We start from the raw sequence: 17,754 nt of genomic DNA, 5'->3' as shown, positions 1-17,754 counted from the left end.
AAGGGGGAGCGGGGGCACGGCGTCAGAACCGGTATTCGGCAGTGAAGCCGTAAGTGCGCGGCATGTTGTACCAGACGTTCTGATAGCCGAAGAGGCCGACATCGAGGATGTCGATGATATTGACCTCGTCGGTCAGGTTCCTAGCCCATGCGCTGACTTCGAAGCGTTCGCCCGCATCGGTGAAGCCAATCGAGGCATTGAGGTTCGTTGTCGCCCCCTCGCTGCTGATCTCCTCCAGCTCGCGTTCGTCGTAATAGCGGTTGCCGGTATAGGTGAAATCGCCGCGCACCCAGATGTCTCCGGGCGATATGGGCAGGCTGTATTTGCCCACGATGTTGAACTGCGTATTGGGTGCGCCGATCAGGCGGTTGCCGCTCAGATCCTCGGTCGCGCCGCCAAGATCGCGGGTGAAATCGCGATATTCGCTGCTCAGCAACCCGGCGCTGGCCCCCAGTTCGAGATTGTCGAACGGCTTCGACTGGATCTCGATCTCCACGCCCTCGACCCGTGCGTTCGATGCGTTCTCGATGAACTGCAGTCCGGACGGGGTGAAGGTGAAGACCTGCAGGTCGCTGTAGTCGTAGATGAAGCCCGTCACATTGAGCCGCAAGCGGCGGTCCAGCAGCGTCGATTTGATGCCGACTTCATAGCTGACCACGGTTTCGGGGTCGAAGACCCGCTCCGCGCCGACCGGATCGTTGAACGCGCCCGTGTTGAAGCCGCCGCTGGTAAAGCCGCGATTGATGCTGGCAAAGGCCATGACGTCGGGTGCGATCTCGTAATCCAGCGCGGCGCGGCCCGACCATTCGGTCCAGCTTTCGTCGAGCTGAAGATCGAACAACGGGCCGGGCAACAGCGAGACCCCCGCCTCGTTCGTGGCGAAGGACTGGTGGTCAATCGTGCGCTTTTCGTAGTTGATGCGCCCGCCCAGCGTCAGGTTCAGCCGGTCCGTCAGGGCGAAATTGGTCTGGGCAAAGGCCGCGAGCGTGTCGGTTTCCTGCGTATAGGCCTGATCGAACGCCTCGATCCCGCCCAGCGCGAAGGAAACGGAGGCGAGATTGTAGAAGTTCTCGACCTCGCCCTTTTCGTGAAAGGCAAAGACGCCCAGCAGCCAATTGAAGCCGCCATCGTTCTGGGACGCGAGGCGAAGCTCCTGCGATATGGATTCGAATGTCGACGGGCCCCAGTTGATGGTGAAGATCGTGCTGGGCGCGCTATTGCCGTCCTGCAGCACGCTGCGTTCGGAACGCTCGTACCCGCTGACCGAGGTCAGCGTCATATTGCCGATGTCGAAATCGCCGACCAGCGAGATCCCGAACAGATCGACCTTGCCGAACGTATCGACGCCATAGGTGTTCACATAAGGGTCGGGATTGGGATTGCGGTAGCCGAGCACGTCCACGCCGTCGCGTCCGACGATCTCGTCCGCCGAGAGTCGCACGATATTGCCCTGCGCCAGTTCCCCGGCATCGAACAGGCCGCGGTGCACCGAATTGTTGTTCGTCGCATCGGACGCGCCGCCATGGAAGTTGAGCGCGATGTCCACGCCCGCATTCGGCTGCCAGCGCAGGATCGCGCGGGCGGCCCACTGGTCCGCGTCGTTGACATATTCGCCGCTGCCCAGATCGAGCACATAGCCGTCGCGTTTCGTCCAGGTGCCGGCAAAACGCGCCGACAACGTATCGGTCATCGGAACGGTGACCGCCGCTTCCAGGTCCACCGCGTCGTAATTGCCATAACCGGCGCGCGCATAGCCCTCGAACTCGTCATCCGGCAGCCGCGAATAGACCGAGATCGCGCCGCCCGTGGCGTTCTTGCCGTATAGCGTTCCCTGCGGACCGCGCAGCACCTCGATCCGGTCGAGGTCGAACATCTGGAACAGCTGGCCCGACGGAGCGGAGAGATAGACCTGGTCGAGATAGACCGCGACCTTGCTTTCCGCCGTCTGGTTGAAATTATTGTTGCCGATGCCGCGCATGAAGATCTTGGGGTTCGACGATCCCCACAGCGCCGAGACATTGAGGTTGGGAACGGTCGAGGTCAGATCCTCGACATCGCTGAACCCGGCCTCGCGGATGCGGTTCGCATCGAGGGCGGAAACCGCGATCGGCACTTCCTGCAGCGGCTCGACCCGGCGCTGCGCCGTCACGACGATGGTGTCGAGGCGCCCGTCATCGGCGTCTGCCTGCGGGGCCGCGGCATCCTGGTCGTCCGCCTGGGCTTGGGCCGCCTGCGGAAGCAGCGCGGCCAGCAACGCGGCTGTCGGCAATGTGGCGTGCAACTTGCGTCTCATCGGGTGCTCTCCCTTGGCATTCCCAGCACCGCTTTTCGGACCGGCGGACCGAAGCGGCTTGTTGTCGTTATCTGTCTTGCGGGTGGCCGCGCCCTTGCGGCGGGCATGGGTCAGCTGCCGCCGACATCCTCCACATATGTGCCCAGCGTCCGGTGGAAGTGGCGCAGCCGCACCTCGTTATAGCTGGCGAAATTGACGGTTCGCGTGGCCGAGGCCTCCAGCCCCTGCTGGATGCGCTCCATGTTCGCCATGTCCTCGTCGAGGATGCGCCCGATGGGTCCGATCAGCGGTTCGGTGGGCTCGTCCGGGCCGACGACGACGCGCTCCGCCGAAGGGGGCCGCTCGCCTTCGAAAGGCAGCAGCAAAATCACGTCCATGGTGCAGTTCGACGGCCCGCCATCGGGGCGGAACCAGTATCCCAGCGGATAGCCCAAAGTCGGCCACGGCATGAAATTGGGAAAGATATTGTACCAGACATAATCGATCATATCGAAGCGGTTGAGGCCCGACAGGTCGACGCCGTAATCCTGGCGGAACTTGCGGATCGTGATCTGCGCGATCTTGTCGCGGGCGGTTTCGCCGGGAGCGACCTCGAATTCCGCGTCATCGGCAAGTTCCGGCGCGTAATAGGCGATGAAATGGTCCACCGCCTTCTGCTCGCGCACGCGGACCATGTCGCCCTCCCCGCTCAGCACCCCGGCGACGCCTATACCGCGCGCGAAATGCGGCTCGCCCGCGAACACGTCCTGCCGCATCGCCTCGGCCGGGGCGGCAGGGACGATCGAATTGGTGTGGACGTAATTGCCGTGCATGAATTCCATGAAGGCCTCCTGCGCCACTTTCCAGTTGGCGCGAATCTTCTTGGTGACATGCACCGCCTTGAAGCGACCGGTGAGGTCCCAGCCGGCATCGCTCCATTGCTGCGACAGCGCCCCCAGATAGTCCTCAAGCGGCGCGGCATCGGGATCGGGATTGACCATGACATAGCCCTGCCACTCACCCACATGCAGCTGCGGCAACGACAGTTCGGCATCCTGCAGCTCAGGAAAATCCCACTTCTCCGGCACCGACTTCACCGCGCCGTCCAGGCTCCAGGTAAAGCCGTGGAACGGGCAGCGCAGCGATGTAAGCGAACTCGCGCCGTCGCAGATGCGCATGCCGCGGTGAAGGCAGCTGTTGTGATAGGCCTTGAGCGACAGATCGGGCTGGCGAACGACAAGCGCGGCGATGTCGCCCACGTCATATGTCATCGCATCGCCCGGCTCGGGAATGTCGGCGGCCCAGCCGGCCACTTGCCAGACCTTGCGCCAGAGATGCGCGATCTCGCGCTCGTGATATTCGCGCGAGGTGTAGCGCGACGTCGGCACCGAGGCGCAGTCGATATCCTCGAACCCGGGTTCGAGCACGCCGGCCGGCGGCACCGTTCCGTCGTGGCGGAACATCGCCTCGAGATTGTCATAGTGTCGCTGGCGCGAAGGGCGCGCCGTTTTCGCCATGGCCATCCATGTCCCCCATTTTTTGCATCGATCCGGCAGCTCCGTGCGCGGCAGATCTGCCAGGCAAGCGGCCGTTCCGGCTCGTGATCGATGCTTTTAGGCAGGATGGTTGGCGCGGACTTGCCGCTGCGCGCATTTCGATTGTCGATCCGTGCACACATGGGCCGGACACGCGCCTCGCCGTGCCGGTTCCGCGAGTTGCTTGGCGGCGCGAGGAATTCGCATTATACACCGCGGCTGAAAACCCCTTCGTCGGATCCAGCTAGGGCCCGAATGAAAAGGGGGAGGAGAGGCCATGACAGCACCCCAATGGTCATGCGAGTGGACCGAGCGATCCTTGCAGCGGAACAGGCCGCATTCGGAAGTCGAGGCCTTTCTCAGCGGCTTTAACGGATCGTGGAAACTGGGCGGCGATCCCGGCACCACCGGCGAGATCATGGTCGGCAGCCGCAGCTTCAACACCATGCTGCTGACGCGGATGCATTTCGCGTCGGTCCACGGCATGCGCGACCGCAGCGAGCCGACGCGCGAGGGCGCGCAGTTCTACAGCCTGACCTTCAACCCGTCGGATTCGGTCGACCTGGCCTGCAACGGCACCGCGTTTCACCTGCGGCCTTCAGAGATGTTCTTCTGGTCGTCGACCGACGACGTCTCCTTCCGGATCCAGCAGGGCGCCGAATTCGCCAACCTGCTCTTTCCGCGCCACTTGATCGACGCGCATCTGCCGCGTTTTCGCGGCCGTTTCTGCGTTTTCGACAAGGCGAACCCGGCGCGCGATTTCGCGGAATGCTATTTCCGGTCGCTGGCGGACAACGCCCGCACGTTCGAAAGGATCAACAGCAACCAGATCGAAAACGCGTCCATCGCGATGCTGCTCAACCTCCTCGACGCGAGCGACTGCCTGCGCGCGGAATATGATCGCGGTGAGCGGATCCTGGCCGACGCCATGGCGGTGATCGAACGGAACCTGAAATCCTCCGATCTCGATCCGCAGATGATCACCGCAGAGGTCGGCGTTTCGCTACGCAAGCTGCATTATGCCTTCAGCCAGACCGACAAGACGGTGATGGGGCACATTCGCAGCCGCCGGCTGGCCTCGGCCCGGCAGGATCTGGCGAACGGCGCCCTCATCGACCGGCTTTCGATTACCGAGATCGCCTATCGCTGGGCCTTTGCCGACCCTGCACAGTTCAGCCGCGCCTTCAGACAGGCCTATGGCGAAAGCCCCGGCTCTTTCCGAAAATCCGCCTGCGCGGGGCGGTTCTAGCCGCGAAGACGAGTAACGGTCACTCCATCCCGGCCGCAGTACCGGCACGGGGCGAACTGGCGATATTTTTCAAAAAATCGTCTGACATCGGCAGGACGAGATCGGTCTGTCGGCAGACCATCCCGGCTCCGCATCAGAACGGGATGTCGTCGTCCAGATCGTCATAGCCGCCGCCCGATGCACCGGCACCGGCTCCGCCAGCGGCAGCGCCGCCGCCCTGGTTCCAGTTGCTGGAGCCGCCGGTCGATCCGCCGCCCTGATTCCAGCCGCCGCCCGACGATCCGCCGCCCGAAGAGCCGCCCCAGTCGCCACCGCCACCGCGGCTGCCGCCCTGCGCGCCGTCGAGCATGGTCATCACGCCGCCGATGCCGCCCACCGAAATCTCGGTCGTGTAGCGATCGTTGCCCGACTGGTCCTGCCATTTGCGGGTGCGCAGCTGGCCTTCGATATAGACCTTGCTGCCCTTGCGCAGAAAGCGTTCGACCACGCCGACCAGCCCGTCGGACTGGATCACGACGCTATGCCACTCGGTGCGTTCCTTCTTCTCGCCGGTCTGGCGGTCCTTCCAGCTTTCCGACGTGGCGATCCGCAGGTTGGCGATGCGCCCGCCATTCTGAAAGCTCTTGATCTCCGGGTCAGCGCCCAGATTGCCGATCAGCATGACCTTGTTGAGTGAACCCGCCATATTCCAGTCCTTCGTGAATCGATTGGTCCAACACCTAGGGACCCTAGCCGCATGCTGCCAGTGGCAGCGCGGGCGATTTCCCCATCTTCACCGAAAGCGGCGCTTCCCGACCGGAATCTAGAGCCCTGCCGAAACGGCAATCCAATAGGTCGCGCCCGCCGCCAGATAGGCCAGCGCGAACAGATAGGCGAGCATGAAGGCCGGCCATTTCCACCCGTTCGTCTCTCGCCGGGCAACCGCGATGGTCGACAGGCACTGCGGCGCGAACACGAACCAGGCCAGGAAGGACAGCGCCATCGGCAGCGTCCAGTCCCGCGCCAGCCGGTCGCCCAGCGCTTCGGCCGTCTCGTCCTCGTCGTCGCTGGCGACGGCATAGGTGGTGGCGAGCGAGGAAACGGCCACTTCGCGCGCGGCCATCGCCGGGATCAGCGCCAGCGCCATGTCGCGGTTGAAGCCGATCGGTTCGACCACCACCGCCAGCCCGTTGGCGATCCGGCCCGCGATGGAAACATCCACCTGATCCTCGCCCGGCCCGGCCTGCGGAAAGGACAGCAGCAGCCACAGCACCACCGTCACCGAAAAGATGATCGTGCCCGCGCGGCGCAGGAATATCCATGCGCGCTGCCACAGGCCGATGGCGATATCGCGCATGCGCGGCCATTGATAGCGCGGCAATTCCATGATGAAGCCCGACGCGCCGCCCTTGGCCACCGACCGCCGCAGCACCAGCGCCACCAGCATCGCGCCGACAATGCCCGCGAGATAGAGCGCAAACAGCACCAGCCCCTGCAGCCCCACGCCGCCGCCGACGTCACGGGCGGGAATAAAGGCCGCGATGATCACCGCATAGACAGGCAGCCGCGCCGAACAGGTCATCAGCGGAGCGATCAGGATCGTCGTCAGCCGGTCCTTGGGATCGCTGATCGAACGGGTCGCCATGATGCCGGGAATGGCGCAGGCAAAGCTGGACAGGAGCGGGATGAAGCTGCGCCCGGACAGGCCGACGAAGGCCATCATCCGGTCCATCAGGAAAGCGGCGCGCGCCATATAGCCGGTCGCCTCCATCAGCAGGATGAAGAAGAACAGGATCACGATCTGGGGCAGGAACACCACCACCGAACCGACGCCCGCCAGCAGCCCTTCGGTGATCGCGTCGCGCAGCAGGTTTTCGGGGAAGGTCGCCACCACCCAGTCGGACAGCGCCACCACCGCGCCGTCCAATGCATCGGCAAAGGGCGTCGCCCAGGCGAACACCGCCTGAAAGATGACGAACAGCAGACCCAGCAGGATGACCGGACCCAGCCAGGGGTTCAGCAGCAACCTGTCGAGCCCGCGGTGCAGGCGTCGCTGCCGCGTCTCGGACAGGATCGCCGCCCGCGCCATCGCACGCGCCGAAATGCGCCGCTCCGCCATGTCGAGATCGTCGGAGATGATAGGTTCGATCCGGTGGCCATCGGCGGCACTGCCCAGCGCATCGCCCAGCTCGGCAAGGCCGCGGCGGCGCACCGCCACGGTTTCCACCACCGGCACGCCCAGCGCGCTTTCCAGCGCCTTGGGGTCGAGCACCAGCCCGTCCCGCTTTGCCAGATCGACCATGTTGAGCGCGACCACCACCGGCATGCCCAGCGCGATGATTTCCTGCGCGAAGACGAGGTGCTGTTCAAGATTATTGGCGTCCAGCACCAGGATCAGCGCATCGGGCTGACGCTGGCCTTCCTGCTGGCCGGTGATGACGGCGCGCGTCACCTCCTCGTCCGGGCTGGAGGGATCGAGCGAGTAGCTGCCCGGCAGATCAACCAGTTCGGCCGGTTCGCCATTGGGCAGCAGCATGCGGCCCGATTTGCGCTCCACCGTGACGCCCGGATAATTGGCGATCTTCTGGCGCGCACCGGTCAGCGCGTTGAACAATGCGCTTTTTCCCGAATTCGGATTCCCGACAAGGGCGACGGTCTGGATCGGGCGGGTCATGCCGTGCCCAGCCTTGCGCCCTTTTTCGTGTCGAGCGCAGGATGGGGCGCTTCCTCGGGCGCGGGTTCGACCGTGATGGCCAGCGCATGGCTCCGCCGCAGAGCGATCATCATCCGGCCCACTTCGACCGCCATCGGGTCGCGGCCCAGCAGGATGCCGCGATGCGCCAGTTTCAGCACCGCGCCCGCGTCCATGCCCAGCGCGCGCAGGCGGCGCCCCTCCGTCGGGTCGAGCCGGTCCCAATCGACCGCAACCACGCGGACCGGGACACCGACATCGCTGTCCGCAAGTGAAGTGGCGGGAGGTGAGTCGCCTGTGTGTGTCATGCTGGATGCGGCGCTCGCATAGTCGGGCGAGAATTGCAACTCGTTCGCATTATTGAAATGAGCCGTCAGCGGCGCGTATCAGCGTGCGGGGTAGCGAAGCCGCCCCAAAAGCCGCATCGGCGAAAACCGCTCGTCATCGCTGCGCTTGAACCGCGCGGTGAACTTGCCGAAATTCGCCACGTCCTTCAGCCGCCGGTCGAGAAATGCGAAGGTGTCGGCGAATTCCTCGCTCTCGTCCTGCGAGAACACGGCGAGCGTGCTGGCATAGACCGACGACAGGATCGCGCGCTTGGAATAATGGTTGAGATCGGTCGCCGTATCGCCCGCCATGCGCCACATCAGATCCGCGCTGCGCCAGCCGAGACGTGCGGATCTGGCCACATTGGTCGGCATCGCCATGATCGCAAGCGCGCGCCGCAGCGCCTCGTGACGCGGAGCGAGGGCCTCGATCCGGAACACCAGCATCGCGCGGATACGCTGGCCGACACCCATCGCATCCAGCGCAGGCGCGGGCAAAGCCTCGGCCATGTCGCGGTCGATCGAGGCGATCCACGCGGCGATCATGTCCATCGCGCCGCCCGGAAAGGCCAGCCGCGCGACATCGGGATCGACGCCCTCCATCTGCGCGGCCGCATCGACGGCGGCATTGGACCAACCGTCGAAGACCGCCGAATCGGCAACCGCGGGCGCCAGCGCAATGGCCAGCTCGTCCAGCGTCAGCTCGTTCGCGTCGATAGGCATCAGTGCATCACCGGTCCGTATTGATCGTCAGACTGTCCGTCGCTTTGCTCGATCAGCGCCATGACGGGATTGCGTTCGCCCTGCCGGGCATAGTCGCGTGCGGAGCGGCCCGAACGATCGGCCCGGTCGGGATTGGCGCCCTTGTCCAGCAGCAGCCGCGCCATGCTGACGTTCTGCATCAGCGTCGCGGTGATCAGCGGTGTTTCGCCGGTGGCATTGGTCGCATTGGGATTGGCCCCGCCGTCCAGCAGCGCCTCCACGCCCTCGTTGAAACCGAGCGATACCGCGATCTGCAGCGGCATCACGCCGTTCTTGTCGGCGACATTAGGGTTGGCGCCCTTTTGCAGCAGGAAACGCGTCCAGGTCGCGTCGCGCCGCGACACGGTGATATGCAGCGCGGTCTCCCCGCTCGACAGGTCGCGCGTGTTGATGATCGTGGTCGACGGGTCGGCCAGCATGTCGACCACCTCGTTGCCTTCCGACTTCTTCACCGCCTCGAGGAACTTGTAGCCGGCAGAGAACTGCGCATGCGCGGCCGGAGCCGCCGTCATGCAGGCCAGAGCGGCGAGACCAGCGAAAAGGCGCAGCGAGCGATTCTTGTTCAGCAGCGTTGAGTTGTGAGACACGCGTATCTTTCCATTCCTGTCGACCCGTCCAAACCGCGGTACGCCGCATATGGGCGCGCCCTGCCGCAATTTCGACACGTAATGCGGCGGTTTGGTCCTTGCCAGCAGGGCCTTAGCACGACATGAACCCGCCTGCCATGACGAGTAGAAATTCCCCTTTTCGCCGTTTCCTGTTTGCGCCGCTGCTGGCGGCAGGCCTTGCGCTATCCGCTTGTGGCGGCGGCGCGCCGCAACAGGCGCAGGCGGAATGGCCGCTGGCGGGCGCCACCATCGGGGGCGATTTCACGCTGGTGAACAAGGACGGCGAAACCGTCACCTGGAACGACTTCAAGGGCCAGTGGCGGATCGTCTATTTCGGCTTTACCTTCTGCCCCGATGTCTGCCCGGTCGACGCGGCGGCAATCGGCGGCGGACTTTCCCGGTTCGAGCAGATGGACCCCGAACGCGCCGCGCAGGTGACGCCGATCTTCATCTCGGTCGATCCGCAGCGCGATACGCCCGAAGTCGTCGGCGAATTCGCAGAAACCTTCCACCCGCGCATGGTCGGGCTGACCGGCACGAAGGAGCAGGTCGATCAGGCGGCCAAGGCCTTCGTCGCGACCTATAATCTGGGTGAACCCGACGAAACCGGCTATTATCCCGTCGATCACACGGCCACGACGCTGCTGTTCGATCCCGATGGCCAGCCGGTCGCCATACTGGAAACGCATCAGGGCCCGCAGGTACTGGCGGACGAGCTTGCCAAGTGGGTGCAGTGACGAAAGAGACCGCCGACGACACGCGATTCTGGGAAAAGCCGCTCGATGAATTGAGCGGCGCCCAATGGGAAGCCCTGTGCGACGGCTGCGGCCAGTGCTGCATTCACAAGCTGGAAGACGCCGACACGGGTGAGATCTATCCCACCAATGTTGCCTGCCGCCTGCTGGACACGGCGACGGCGGGCTGCATGGATTACCCCAACCGCAAGAAACGCGTGCCCGATTGCCTGCAATTGACTCGCGAGACGGCCGGGACGCTGCCGTGGCTGCCCGAAACCTGTGCATACCGTCTGCGCGCGGAAGACCGCCCGCTGCCCGAATGGCATTACCTGATCAGCGGCGACCGGGATGCGGTCAGGCGCGCAGGCGTATCGGTGGCGGGGCGCGTCATTTCCGAGGACGATGCGGGCCCCATCGAGGAGCATGCGATGATCGAGGGGTTCACGCTTGTCGCCGCGCCGGACGGCGATGAACTGGAAGACGATCTGGACGGGGACGACGAATGAGCGAACGCGCGCGAAGGGGGCTTGAGAATTTCCTTTCGCGCCGTGCCCGCCCGCCGCGCGAATTGCGGGCGGAACTGGCCCTGCCGTCGGGACCGCTGCCGCTGCTGGTCCGCCCACATGCCACCGCGCGCCGTATGACGCTGCGCCTCTCACCCGACGGAAGCGAGGCGCGTGTCACCGTCCCGTTGGGCGTGCCGCTGCGCGAAGGCGCGAATTTCGCGCGCTCGCGCACCGACTGGCTCGCCGCGCAAAAGGCCGCCGCGCCGGTGCGCAAGTCGCTGGGGCACGGCGACACGCTGCCGTTTCGGGGACGCAGCCTGCGAATCGAATGGGCCGCCAAGGCACGGCGCGCGCCCATGCTGGCGGACGATACGCTGACTCTCGGCGGGCCGGAGGACAGCATGCCGCGCCGCATCCAGCGCTGGCTTGAACGCGAGGCGCTGGAGCTGTGCCGCGCCGATCTCGCCGAATATTGCGAGCGGGCCCGCGTGCCCTGCCCCGATCTGCGCCTGAGCCGCGCGACCCGCCGCTGGGGCAGCTGTTCGACCAGCGGCACGGTGCGGATCAACTGGCGGCTGGTGATGGCGCCAGACGAGGTGCGCCGATCGGTCATCGCGCACGAGGTCGCGCATCTGGTGCATTTCGACCATTCGCCCGCGTTTCATGCGCTGCTCGCCCGGCTGTTCGGTGCGGGGCTTCCGGCGGCGGATCGCTGGCTGAAGCGCGAGGGTCGCTCGCTCTACGGCTACTTCGGCTGAGTCGCGCCGTTCGGGAACGCAGGGCCCGGTAATGCTGGCGCAAGGCGGCATGCGCTATTATCTGGACATCATGTTCTCACTCTCCCGCTTGTTCCGCCTGTTCAACCCGGTTGCCGCCGTGCGCGATTTTCGCGAGGTCTGGGTGCAGGAAAACCCGCACCGCCTGCGCATATTGCTGCTGTCGGGTGCGGCCACCTTTGCGATCTTTGGCACGATGTTCACCGAATCGCACCTGATCCAGCCCCGCCCGCCCGAGGTGACCTATATCACCAGCTATCAGGGCGAGCGGACCGATGCCGAGATCATCGCTGAGAACATCGCCAACCAGCGCGAGAAGGAAGAACGCTTTGCTGAGGCGGACGCGCGCCGCGCGGCTGCGCGTGAAGCCTATGAAACGGTGGGCAGCGCGACCGGTGTCGACACCGACGAGGCGCGCGCCGAGGGCGAGGCCGAACGCCGCCAGTACGAACGCGAACTGGCCGAGGCGCGCGCGAAGGCCGTGGCGCGCTGGGGCACGATCGATCCCGAAACCGGCGCCATCGTCGGCCCTGACACGAATGCGGACAGCCCGGCCGTTGACGCAGGCGAATAAGGCCAGTTCGCAGGACCGCCGCTGGCTGCAGGCGGCGGCATCGCTTGCCATGCGGGGGCGGCCCCTGTCGCGGCCCAATCCAGCCGTGGGCGCCATCGCGGTGAAGGACGGCAGGGTCATAGGCCGCGGCTGGACGGCCGAGGGCGGACGCCCCCACGCCGAAGCCGTCGCCATCGCCGAGGCAGGCGAAGCGGTCCGCGGCAGCACCGTCTATGTCACGCTGGAGCCTTGCGCGCATGAAAGCCGCCGCGGCCCGGCCTGCGCCAGCCTTCTGGTAGAGGCCCGTCCCGCCCGCGTGGTCATCGGCTGCGGCGATCCCGATCCGCGCACCAACGGACGCGGCATCGCCCTGCTGCGCGAAGCCGGGATCACGGCGGATCACATCCCCTGCGCGGCGAGCCGGCAATCGCTGGCCGGTTTCCTCAGCCGCGAGACGCGCGGGCGGCCCCATGTGACGCTGAAGCTCGCGCTGTCGCTCGACGGCTGCATCGCGACAGCGGCAGGCGAAAGCCAGTGGATCACCGGCCCCGAAGCGCGTGCCCACACCCATATGCTGCGCGCGATGAGCGATGCGATTCTGGTCGGCGGCGGCACCCTGCGTGCCGATAATCCCCGGCTGGATGTGCGCCTGCCGGGGCTGGCGCATTGCAGTCCCGCGCGCTGGGTGCTGACGCGCGGCGATGCGCCCGAGGGGTGGAACGCGCTGGCGCATCCTGCCGACTTGTCGCCGCTGCTGCCCTCGCAATATCTGCTGGTCGAAGGGGGCGCGCAGACCGCCGCCGCGTTTCTGGCCGCCGACATGGTCGACCGGCTTGCGATCTATCGCGCGCCCATCGTCATCGGCGGGGGAAAGCCGGGCGTCGCCGATATCGGGCTGGCTTCGCTGGCCGCCGCGCATGGGCGGTGGCGAATTGCCGAGCGGCGCATGCTTGGCAAGGACGAACTCTGCGTTTACGAGCGCAGGCCATGTTCACCGGAATAATCACCGCCATCGGCACCGTCGGCGACGCCCGAGAGCAGGGCGACACGCGTCTGCGGATCGAATGCCCCTATGACACCGCCAGGATCGACATCGGCGCGTCCATCGCCTGTTCGGGCGTCTGCCTGACGGTGGTGGAACGCGGATCGACCGCGGATGGCAACGGCTGGTTCGCCGTCGACGTCAGCGGCGAAACGCGCAGCCGCACCGTGCCCGGCCAATGGACGCAGGGTCGGCGGCTGAACCTCGAACAGGCGATGAGGCTGGGCGACGAGCTGGGCGGCCATATCGTGACCGGCCATGTCGATGCGGTGGGCACGGTTGCGGTCCGCGAAGAGCGCGGCGGATCGATCCACATGGAAATCGACGCCCCTGCCGAGATGGCGCCCTATATCGCGGGCAAGGGCAGCATCACGGTCGACGGCGTATCGCTGACGGTGAACGCGGTGACCGATCTTGCGGACGGGACGGCGCGTTTCGCGCTCAACATCATTCCGCACACTGCCGAGGTGACCACGCTGGGCGCGCTGGCCACCGGCGACAGCGTCAATCTCGAGATCGACGTGCTCGCCCGCTATCTCAAGCGGATGCAGGCGCTTCAGGGCTGAAGGCTTTGTCAGGAACCGGCGGCGGGCGAGGCACACGGCCCCGCCCGCACCCAGTTTCGTCAGGCAGTTCCGTCAGGCGCTGACGTCGGCCAGTGCCTTGATGAACTTGTCGATATTGCCCATCGTCAGGCCCGCGATATTGATACGGCCCGATCCCGCCATATAGATCGCGTGATCGCTGCGCATCGCGGCGATCTGGTCCTTTGAAAGAGGCAATATCGCGAACAGCCCGCGCTGATGCGCCAGCGGACGCAGATCGACCGAACCGGCCACACCGGCCTCTGCCAGCCGCGCCCGAACCTGGTTGATGCGGGTGCGCATCGATTCCAGCTCGTCCTTCCACTCGGCGGTCAGGCCCTTGTCCTCAAGGATCGTGCGCACCGCAGCCGCGCCGTGATCGGGCGGCATCGACCAGTTCGCACGCGCCAGCGCCGCGCCGTTCGACGCGATGCGGGGCAGACAATCCGCCCCATTGCCCATCATGTAGATCGCGCCCACGCGGTCGCGATAAAGGCCGAAATTCTTGTCGCAGCTATAGGCGATCAGCGCCTCGGGCACGGCTTCCAGCACAAGGCGAACGCCCTTGGCATCCTCTTCCAGCCCATCGCCCAGACCCTGATAGGCAAGATCGAGGATCGGCAGCAGTCCCTTCTCGGTCAGCAGATCCGCGATTTCCTGCCAATCGGACAGCGAGTAATCGATGCCGGTCGGGTTGTGGCAGCAGCCGTGCAGCAGGATCGCATCTGTCGGCGCAGCGCTGGCGATCGCCTCGCGCAGAGCCGCCATGTCGGCGGTGCCGTCGTCAGACGCGTGGTTGAACGTGCCGACCTCCACCCCAAGGTCTTTCATGATCTGCGCATGGTTGGGCCAGCTGGGCGTGCCCATCCAGATCCGCTTCACGCCCGCCGCCTTGGACAGCGCCGCCGCCAGCCGCACGCCGCCCGTGCCGCCCGGCGTCTGCATGCCGTCGATGCAGTCGATCTTCGAGAAGTCCGAACCGAAGATGATCGGCTTCAATGCCTCGACGAAACCCATGTCGCCCTCGGGGCCGAGATAGGCCTTCGAATCCTGCTGATCGACAAGGATCCGCTCCGCCTTCTTGATCGAGGTGAAGACCGGCGTGTCCCCCTGCCCGGTGCGATAGACGCCCACGCCCAGATCGATCTTGTCCGCCCGGTCGTCAGCCGAATAAAGCTTGATAAGCGCGAGCAGCGCGTCAGGGGGCTGTTGGGTGAGCTGGGCAAGCATGGTCATAAGAGATCCTGTTGGGCAGTTCCGTTGGTCCGGTATCGATTCGCGCCGCGACGGCTCGGTCAGGGCGCGCGCTCCATGCCGGTGCTTGGCCCGTCGGGCAAGCCCCGAAGCGCTGCCCGGCCCGGTTCGACTTGAAACCGCAATCACCTGTTGGCATAATAATCATGCGGGCCGGGCCCCTCTGGCGCGCATTCCTTGCGAATGCGCGTGATGTCGGACCGCATCGGACATGCCGACGCACATTGGTCGATGCACACCGGCCGATGCACACTGGGGCCGATGCACACTGGCGGACCTGTTCAGCCCTAGTAGCCTCGTCATCGCAGCGATGTCCGATCGAACAGCCTCGAACAAGGAGACTACGATGAAGGGCCGTATCTACAGACTGACCGAACTGATGCAGAAAGTGGACCGGCAGCTGCGCCTGGAAAAGCAGCGCCGCAAGCCGGACGCATGGATCGTGCTGAAACTGACGCTGTTGCGCCACCGGATCCGCTGCGCGTTGCGGCGGGCGGCAACCGGATGGGCCAACCCGCACCGCGCGATCCGCGCGCGCAAGGCCATGTTGCTGATGACGGCATGATTGGCGGCGGACAAAGCCCCGCGCCGGACCTGACACGATGTTGATGACGCTGATCCTGCTGGCCATCGGCCTCGCGGGCCTGCTGGTCGGTGGCGAATTGCTGGTGCGCGGCGCGGTTCGCATTGCCGAACGCGCCGGGGTCACGCCGCTCGTCATCGGCCTTGTCATTGTCGGTTTCGGCACATCGATGCCCGAACTGGTCGCGAGCGTGCAGGCCGCGCTTGCCGGATCGCCCGCGATCGCGTGGGGCAATGTCGCCGGGTCGAATATCGCCAACACGCTGCTGATACTGGGCGCGGCGGCCCTGATCGCGCCAATCGCCGTGCGTCCCTCCGTGGCACGCCGCGACGGCGGGGTCGCGCTGGCGGCATCGCTGTGGCTGGTTGTGCTTGCGGCAACGGGTCTGGCCGGCTGGTGGGTCGGCATCGCCATGGTGGCCGCGCTCGCCGCCTATATCGCCTATTGCTACCGCGAGGAGAGAAGCGACCCTTCCGCCGCGCTGCATAATGCGCCGCAAGACAGGGCCGATGCGCTGGAATTGAGCGACACGGCCCTGCACGCGCCTTCCGCAGGCTGGGGCAAGCCGGTGCTGCTCACGCTGGGCGGGCTGGTCCTGCTGGTCGTGTGCGGACGCCTGCTGGTGAACGGCGCGGTCGATCTGGCGCGGCTGGCGGGCATGACGGAGACGGTCATCGGCCTCACCATCGTGGCCATCGGCACCTCGATGCCCGAACTGGTCACGTCGGTGGTCGCCGCGCGCAAGGGAGAGGCCGAGATCGCCTATGGCAATGTCATCGGTTCCAACATCTACAATATTCTGGGGATCGGCGGGGTGACCATGGCGGTGTCCCCGCTACGGCTTCCTACCGATCTGATGCCGTGGGACATCGGGCTGGTCGCCGCCAGTGCCGCTGCCGTGCTTGCGGTTTCGATCTTGTGGCAGCGAATTGGGCGCGCCCTCGGCGGCGCGCTTCTTGCTGCCTATGTCATCTATCTCGCTTGGCTGCTGTTTGGGGCCTGATGCCGGGCGGCGTCTGCCTCTCCTAGAACGGCAGCCAGTCCTGCTTCTTCGAGAACTTCATGTAACCCGCGTTGATGCCCAGCCGCGCCCCCGCACCCAGCCGGATGGGGATCAGCACGACATCGCCCTTGCGCATGTAGCTGGCGTTGAGCCCGCCCACGACATAGGCCGCGCCCTCGCCCGCCGGATAACGCTCGAACAGCTCTTCGCTGTCCCACAGATTATAGACCAGCACGAAGGTCGATGCGGCATTCGCGCCGAAGTCGAACCCGATCGAAGGGCCCGTCCAATAGACCGGCCGCTTGCCTTCCACCTTGTGATACATGGTGCCCGAGCCATAGCGCACGCCCGCGATGAACGCGCCGCCCGCCTCGCGCCCGACAATATAGGCGTTGGGTTCGCCCTGGTCCTTCAGGATCTTCTCGATCAGACCGGCAAGCCCTTCCGCGCCCTGGCCGAACACGCCTTCGGCCGCGCCCATCAGATCGTCTTCCTGATAGGTATCGCCCGAAGCGGCGGCAGCCTTGGCGGCCTGTTCTGCCGGCATCACGTCGGTGGGTGCACCCGCCGCCACCGGCGCGGAATAGGGATCCCCCGGCTGCTGCGCCGGGGCCGTCGGGGGTGCATAGGGGTCGTCAGCCGGCGCGGGCGCGGGCGATTGCGTAGGAGCGGGTGCAGGCGCGGGCGCGGGCGCATAGGGATCGCCTGCCATGCCGCCGCCTGAAACCGGGGGCAGTTCACCGTTCAGATCGCCGTCGATGGCCCCGCCCGACTGCCCGCCCGACTGATAGCCGCCCGAACTGTAGGTATCGTTGGGGTCGATCGTCTGGATCTGGGCCGACGCGGGCTGGACCGAACCCAGCCCGAGACACAACGCCAGCATCGCTGCCGTCCGCCTGCCGAATTGAGAGCGCATTTTCATCGGTTATACCCCGTGTTCTTTCCTTGCATCGTGCCGGGCCGCGCTGGCGCGTCTCACCGGATCGCGATGGCAATTGCCATGACCGCCTGTAACCATGCAGCCATTCCGGCAATGAATGTGCCGTGAATCTAGCGCATTTCGCGGCCAATCGAACCCGGACCCCGACTTATCCGCCAGTTTCTGTTCGACGGCGCATTGACGATAAAAGCAGCCTTGATGGCCGCCGTAACGCTCGCTATAGGCGCCCTTCTTCCGGAGACGTGGGTGAGTGGCTGAAACCAGTTCCCTGCTAAGGAACCAGACGGGGTAACCTGTCTCGAGGGTTCGAATCCCTCCGTCTCCGCCACCACCCTTTCCCCCATTTTCCACCG

General features: G+C 65.6%; 18 protein-coding genes and 1 tRNA gene. 10 read left to right on the top strand and 9 right to left on the bottom strand.

Annotated features, from left to right (window positions below; translation table 11 throughout):
* Positions 1-22: 22 nt before the first annotated feature.
* On the bottom strand, positions 23-2,293 hold the full coding sequence (locus AC4FIJ_RS14400; protein WP_490337368.1) for a TonB-dependent receptor: 2,271 nt from the start codon (positions 2,291-2,293) through the stop codon (positions 23-25).
* A 110-nt stretch (positions 2,294-2,403) separates the two neighbouring features.
* Positions 2,404-3,795, bottom strand: coding sequence for an aromatic ring-hydroxylating oxygenase subunit alpha (locus tag AC4FIJ_RS14395; RefSeq protein ID WP_490337367.1), 1,392 nt, complete (start codon positions 3,793-3,795; stop codon positions 2,404-2,406).
* A gap of 289 nt (positions 3,796-4,084) precedes the next feature.
* On the opposite strand from AC4FIJ_RS14395, the gene AC4FIJ_RS14390 reads away from it, so the two are divergent.
* Entirely contained in the window at positions 4,085-5,056 is a 972-nt protein-coding gene (locus AC4FIJ_RS14390; protein WP_490337366.1) for a helix-turn-helix domain-containing protein, read from the top strand.
* A 133-nt stretch (positions 5,057-5,189) separates the two neighbouring features.
* Here AC4FIJ_RS14390 and ssb read toward each other — a convergent pair whose 3' ends face one another.
* The 5 genes from ssb to AC4FIJ_RS14365 form a co-directional block, all read right to left on the bottom strand.
* A complete protein-coding gene (gene ssb / locus AC4FIJ_RS14385; protein WP_490337365.1) occupies positions 5,190-5,741 on the bottom strand; it encodes a single-stranded DNA-binding protein in 552 nt (183 codons plus the stop codon).
* 117 nt (positions 5,742-5,858) lie between these two features.
* The gene (gene feoB, locus AC4FIJ_RS14380; protein WP_490337364.1) at positions 5,859-7,709 is read right to left on the bottom strand and encodes a ferrous iron transporter B; all 1,851 of its coding nucleotides are present in this window, start codon (positions 7,707-7,709) and stop codon (positions 5,859-5,861) included.
* Positions 7,706-8,035, bottom strand: a complete 330-nt coding sequence (locus AC4FIJ_RS14375; protein ID WP_490337363.1) for a FeoA family protein — start codon at positions 8,033-8,035, stop codon at positions 7,706-7,708. The genes feoB and AC4FIJ_RS14375 overlap by 4 nt, the downstream gene beginning before the upstream one ends.
* Before the next feature lie 78 nt (positions 8,036-8,113).
* Complete coding sequence (locus tag AC4FIJ_RS14370) at positions 8,114-8,776, bottom strand: COQ9 family protein (protein WP_490337362.1); 663 nt, start codon at positions 8,774-8,776, stop codon at positions 8,114-8,116.
* Positions 8,776-9,402 (bottom strand): ankyrin repeat domain-containing protein, encoded by a 627-nt coding sequence (locus tag AC4FIJ_RS14365; protein WP_490337361.1) that lies wholly within the window; start codon positions 9,400-9,402, stop codon positions 8,776-8,778. The genes AC4FIJ_RS14370 and AC4FIJ_RS14365 overlap by 1 nt, the downstream gene beginning before the upstream one ends.
* 137 nt (positions 9,403-9,539) lie before the next feature.
* Between AC4FIJ_RS14365 and AC4FIJ_RS14360 the strand changes: the two genes are divergently transcribed.
* From AC4FIJ_RS14360 to AC4FIJ_RS14335, 6 genes are read left to right on the top strand one after another with little or no spacing between them, the layout of a single operon-like run.
* Positions 9,540-10,160: an SCO family protein gene (locus AC4FIJ_RS14360; protein ID WP_490337360.1), complete on the top strand. Its 621-nt coding sequence runs from the start codon at positions 9,540-9,542 to the stop codon at positions 10,158-10,160.
* A complete protein-coding gene (locus tag AC4FIJ_RS14355) occupies positions 10,157-10,666 on the top strand; it encodes a YcgN family cysteine cluster protein (RefSeq protein WP_490337359.1) in 510 nt (169 codons plus the stop codon). Before AC4FIJ_RS14360 ends, AC4FIJ_RS14355 begins: the two co-directional genes overlap by 4 nt.
* Positions 10,663-11,424, top strand: a complete 762-nt coding sequence (locus AC4FIJ_RS14350) for a M48 family metallopeptidase (protein ID WP_490337358.1) — start codon at positions 10,663-10,665, stop codon at positions 11,422-11,424. Before AC4FIJ_RS14355 ends, AC4FIJ_RS14350 begins: the two co-directional genes overlap by 4 nt.
* Before the next feature lie 31 nt (positions 11,425-11,455).
* Positions 11,456-12,016 carry a hypothetical protein gene (locus AC4FIJ_RS14345; protein ID WP_490337357.1) on the top strand — a complete coding sequence of 187 codons (561 nt, stop codon included), beginning with the start codon at positions 11,456-11,458 and terminating at the stop codon, positions 12,014-12,016.
* Positions 12,000-12,998, top strand: a complete 999-nt coding sequence (gene ribD / locus AC4FIJ_RS14340) for a bifunctional diaminohydroxyphosphoribosylaminopyrimidine deaminase/5-amino-6-(5-phosphoribosylamino)uracil reductase RibD (RefSeq protein ID WP_490337356.1) — start codon at positions 12,000-12,002, stop codon at positions 12,996-12,998. The genes AC4FIJ_RS14345 and ribD overlap by 17 nt, the downstream gene beginning before the upstream one ends.
* Complete coding sequence (locus tag AC4FIJ_RS14335; protein ID WP_490337355.1) at positions 12,983-13,603, top strand: riboflavin synthase; 621 nt, start codon at positions 12,983-12,985, stop codon at positions 13,601-13,603. Before ribD ends, AC4FIJ_RS14335 begins: the two co-directional genes overlap by 16 nt.
* A 72-nt stretch (positions 13,604-13,675) precedes the next feature.
* On the opposite strand, the gene AC4FIJ_RS14330 is transcribed toward AC4FIJ_RS14335, so the two are convergent.
* The gene (locus tag AC4FIJ_RS14330) at positions 13,676-14,851 is read right to left on the bottom strand and encodes an amino acid aminotransferase (RefSeq protein WP_490337381.1); all 1,176 of its coding nucleotides are present in this window, start codon (positions 14,849-14,851) and stop codon (positions 13,676-13,678) included.
* Between the two features lie 370 nt (positions 14,852-15,221).
* On the opposite strand from AC4FIJ_RS14330, the gene AC4FIJ_RS14325 reads away from it, so the two are divergent.
* On the top strand, positions 15,222-15,440 hold the full coding sequence (locus tag AC4FIJ_RS14325; protein WP_490337354.1) for a hypothetical protein: 219 nt from the start codon (positions 15,222-15,224) through the stop codon (positions 15,438-15,440).
* Positions 15,441-15,477: 37 nt separating this feature from the next.
* On the top strand, positions 15,478-16,461 hold the full coding sequence (locus AC4FIJ_RS14320) for a calcium/sodium antiporter (protein WP_490337353.1): 984 nt from the start codon (positions 15,478-15,480) through the stop codon (positions 16,459-16,461).
* Between the two features lie 22 nt (positions 16,462-16,483).
* Here the strand turns inward: AC4FIJ_RS14320 and AC4FIJ_RS14315 are convergent, their stop codons facing one another.
* Positions 16,484-17,377, bottom strand: a complete 894-nt coding sequence (locus AC4FIJ_RS14315; RefSeq protein WP_490337380.1) for a DUF1134 domain-containing protein — start codon at positions 17,375-17,377, stop codon at positions 16,484-16,486.
* A gap of 260 nt (positions 17,378-17,637) precedes the next feature.
* Here AC4FIJ_RS14315 and AC4FIJ_RS14310 point away from each other — a divergent pair.
* A tRNA-Ser gene (locus tag AC4FIJ_RS14310) sits at positions 17,638-17,729 on the top strand.
* Positions 17,730-17,754 lie beyond the last annotated feature (25 nt).

The sequence above is a fragment of the Croceicoccus sp. genome (genome assembly GCF_983967925.1).
Note: the sequence above shows the minus strand (reverse complement) of the source record. Positions and strands in the feature narration are given on the sequence as shown.

Coding starts and splice junctions, on each gene's coding strand:
- feoB (WP_490337364.1), bottom strand. CDS start 7,709: ATGACCCGCCCGATCCAGACCGTCGCCCTTGTCGGGAATCCGAATTCG.
- AC4FIJ_RS14325 (WP_490337354.1), top strand. CDS start 15,222: ATGAAGGGCCGTATCTACAGACTGACCGAACTGATGCAGAAAGTGGAC.
- AC4FIJ_RS14330 (WP_490337381.1), bottom strand. CDS start 14,851: ATGCTTGCCCAGCTCACCCAACAGCCCCCTGACGCGCTGCTCGCGCTT.
- ssb (WP_490337365.1), bottom strand. CDS start 5,741: ATGGCGGGTTCACTCAACAAGGTCATGCTGATCGGCAATCTGGGCGCT.
- AC4FIJ_RS14345 (WP_490337357.1), top strand. CDS start 11,456: ATGCTGGCGCAAGGCGGCATGCGCTATTATCTGGACATCATGTTCTCA.
- AC4FIJ_RS14400 (WP_490337368.1), bottom strand. CDS start 2,293: ATGAGACGCAAGTTGCACGCCACATTGCCGACAGCCGCGTTGCTGGCC.
- AC4FIJ_RS14370 (WP_490337362.1), bottom strand. CDS start 8,776: ATGCCTATCGACGCGAACGAGCTGACGCTGGACGAGCTGGCCATTGCG.
- AC4FIJ_RS14360 (WP_490337360.1), top strand. CDS start 9,540: ATGACGAGTAGAAATTCCCCTTTTCGCCGTTTCCTGTTTGCGCCGCTG.
- AC4FIJ_RS14395 (WP_490337367.1), bottom strand. CDS start 3,795: ATGGCCATGGCGAAAACGGCGCGCCCTTCGCGCCAGCGACACTATGAC.
- AC4FIJ_RS14390 (WP_490337366.1), top strand. CDS start 4,085: ATGACAGCACCCCAATGGTCATGCGAGTGGACCGAGCGATCCTTGCAG.
- AC4FIJ_RS14375 (WP_490337363.1), bottom strand. CDS start 8,035: ATGACACACACAGGCGACTCACCTCCCGCCACTTCACTTGCGGACAGC.
- AC4FIJ_RS14335 (WP_490337355.1), top strand. CDS start 12,983: ATGTTCACCGGAATAATCACCGCCATCGGCACCGTCGGCGACGCCCGA.
- AC4FIJ_RS14315 (WP_490337380.1), bottom strand. CDS start 17,377: ATGCGCTCTCAATTCGGCAGGCGGACGGCAGCGATGCTGGCGTTGTGT.
- AC4FIJ_RS14350 (WP_490337358.1), top strand. CDS start 10,663: ATGAGCGAACGCGCGCGAAGGGGGCTTGAGAATTTCCTTTCGCGCCGT.
- AC4FIJ_RS14320 (WP_490337353.1), top strand. CDS start 15,478: ATGTTGATGACGCTGATCCTGCTGGCCATCGGCCTCGCGGGCCTGCTG.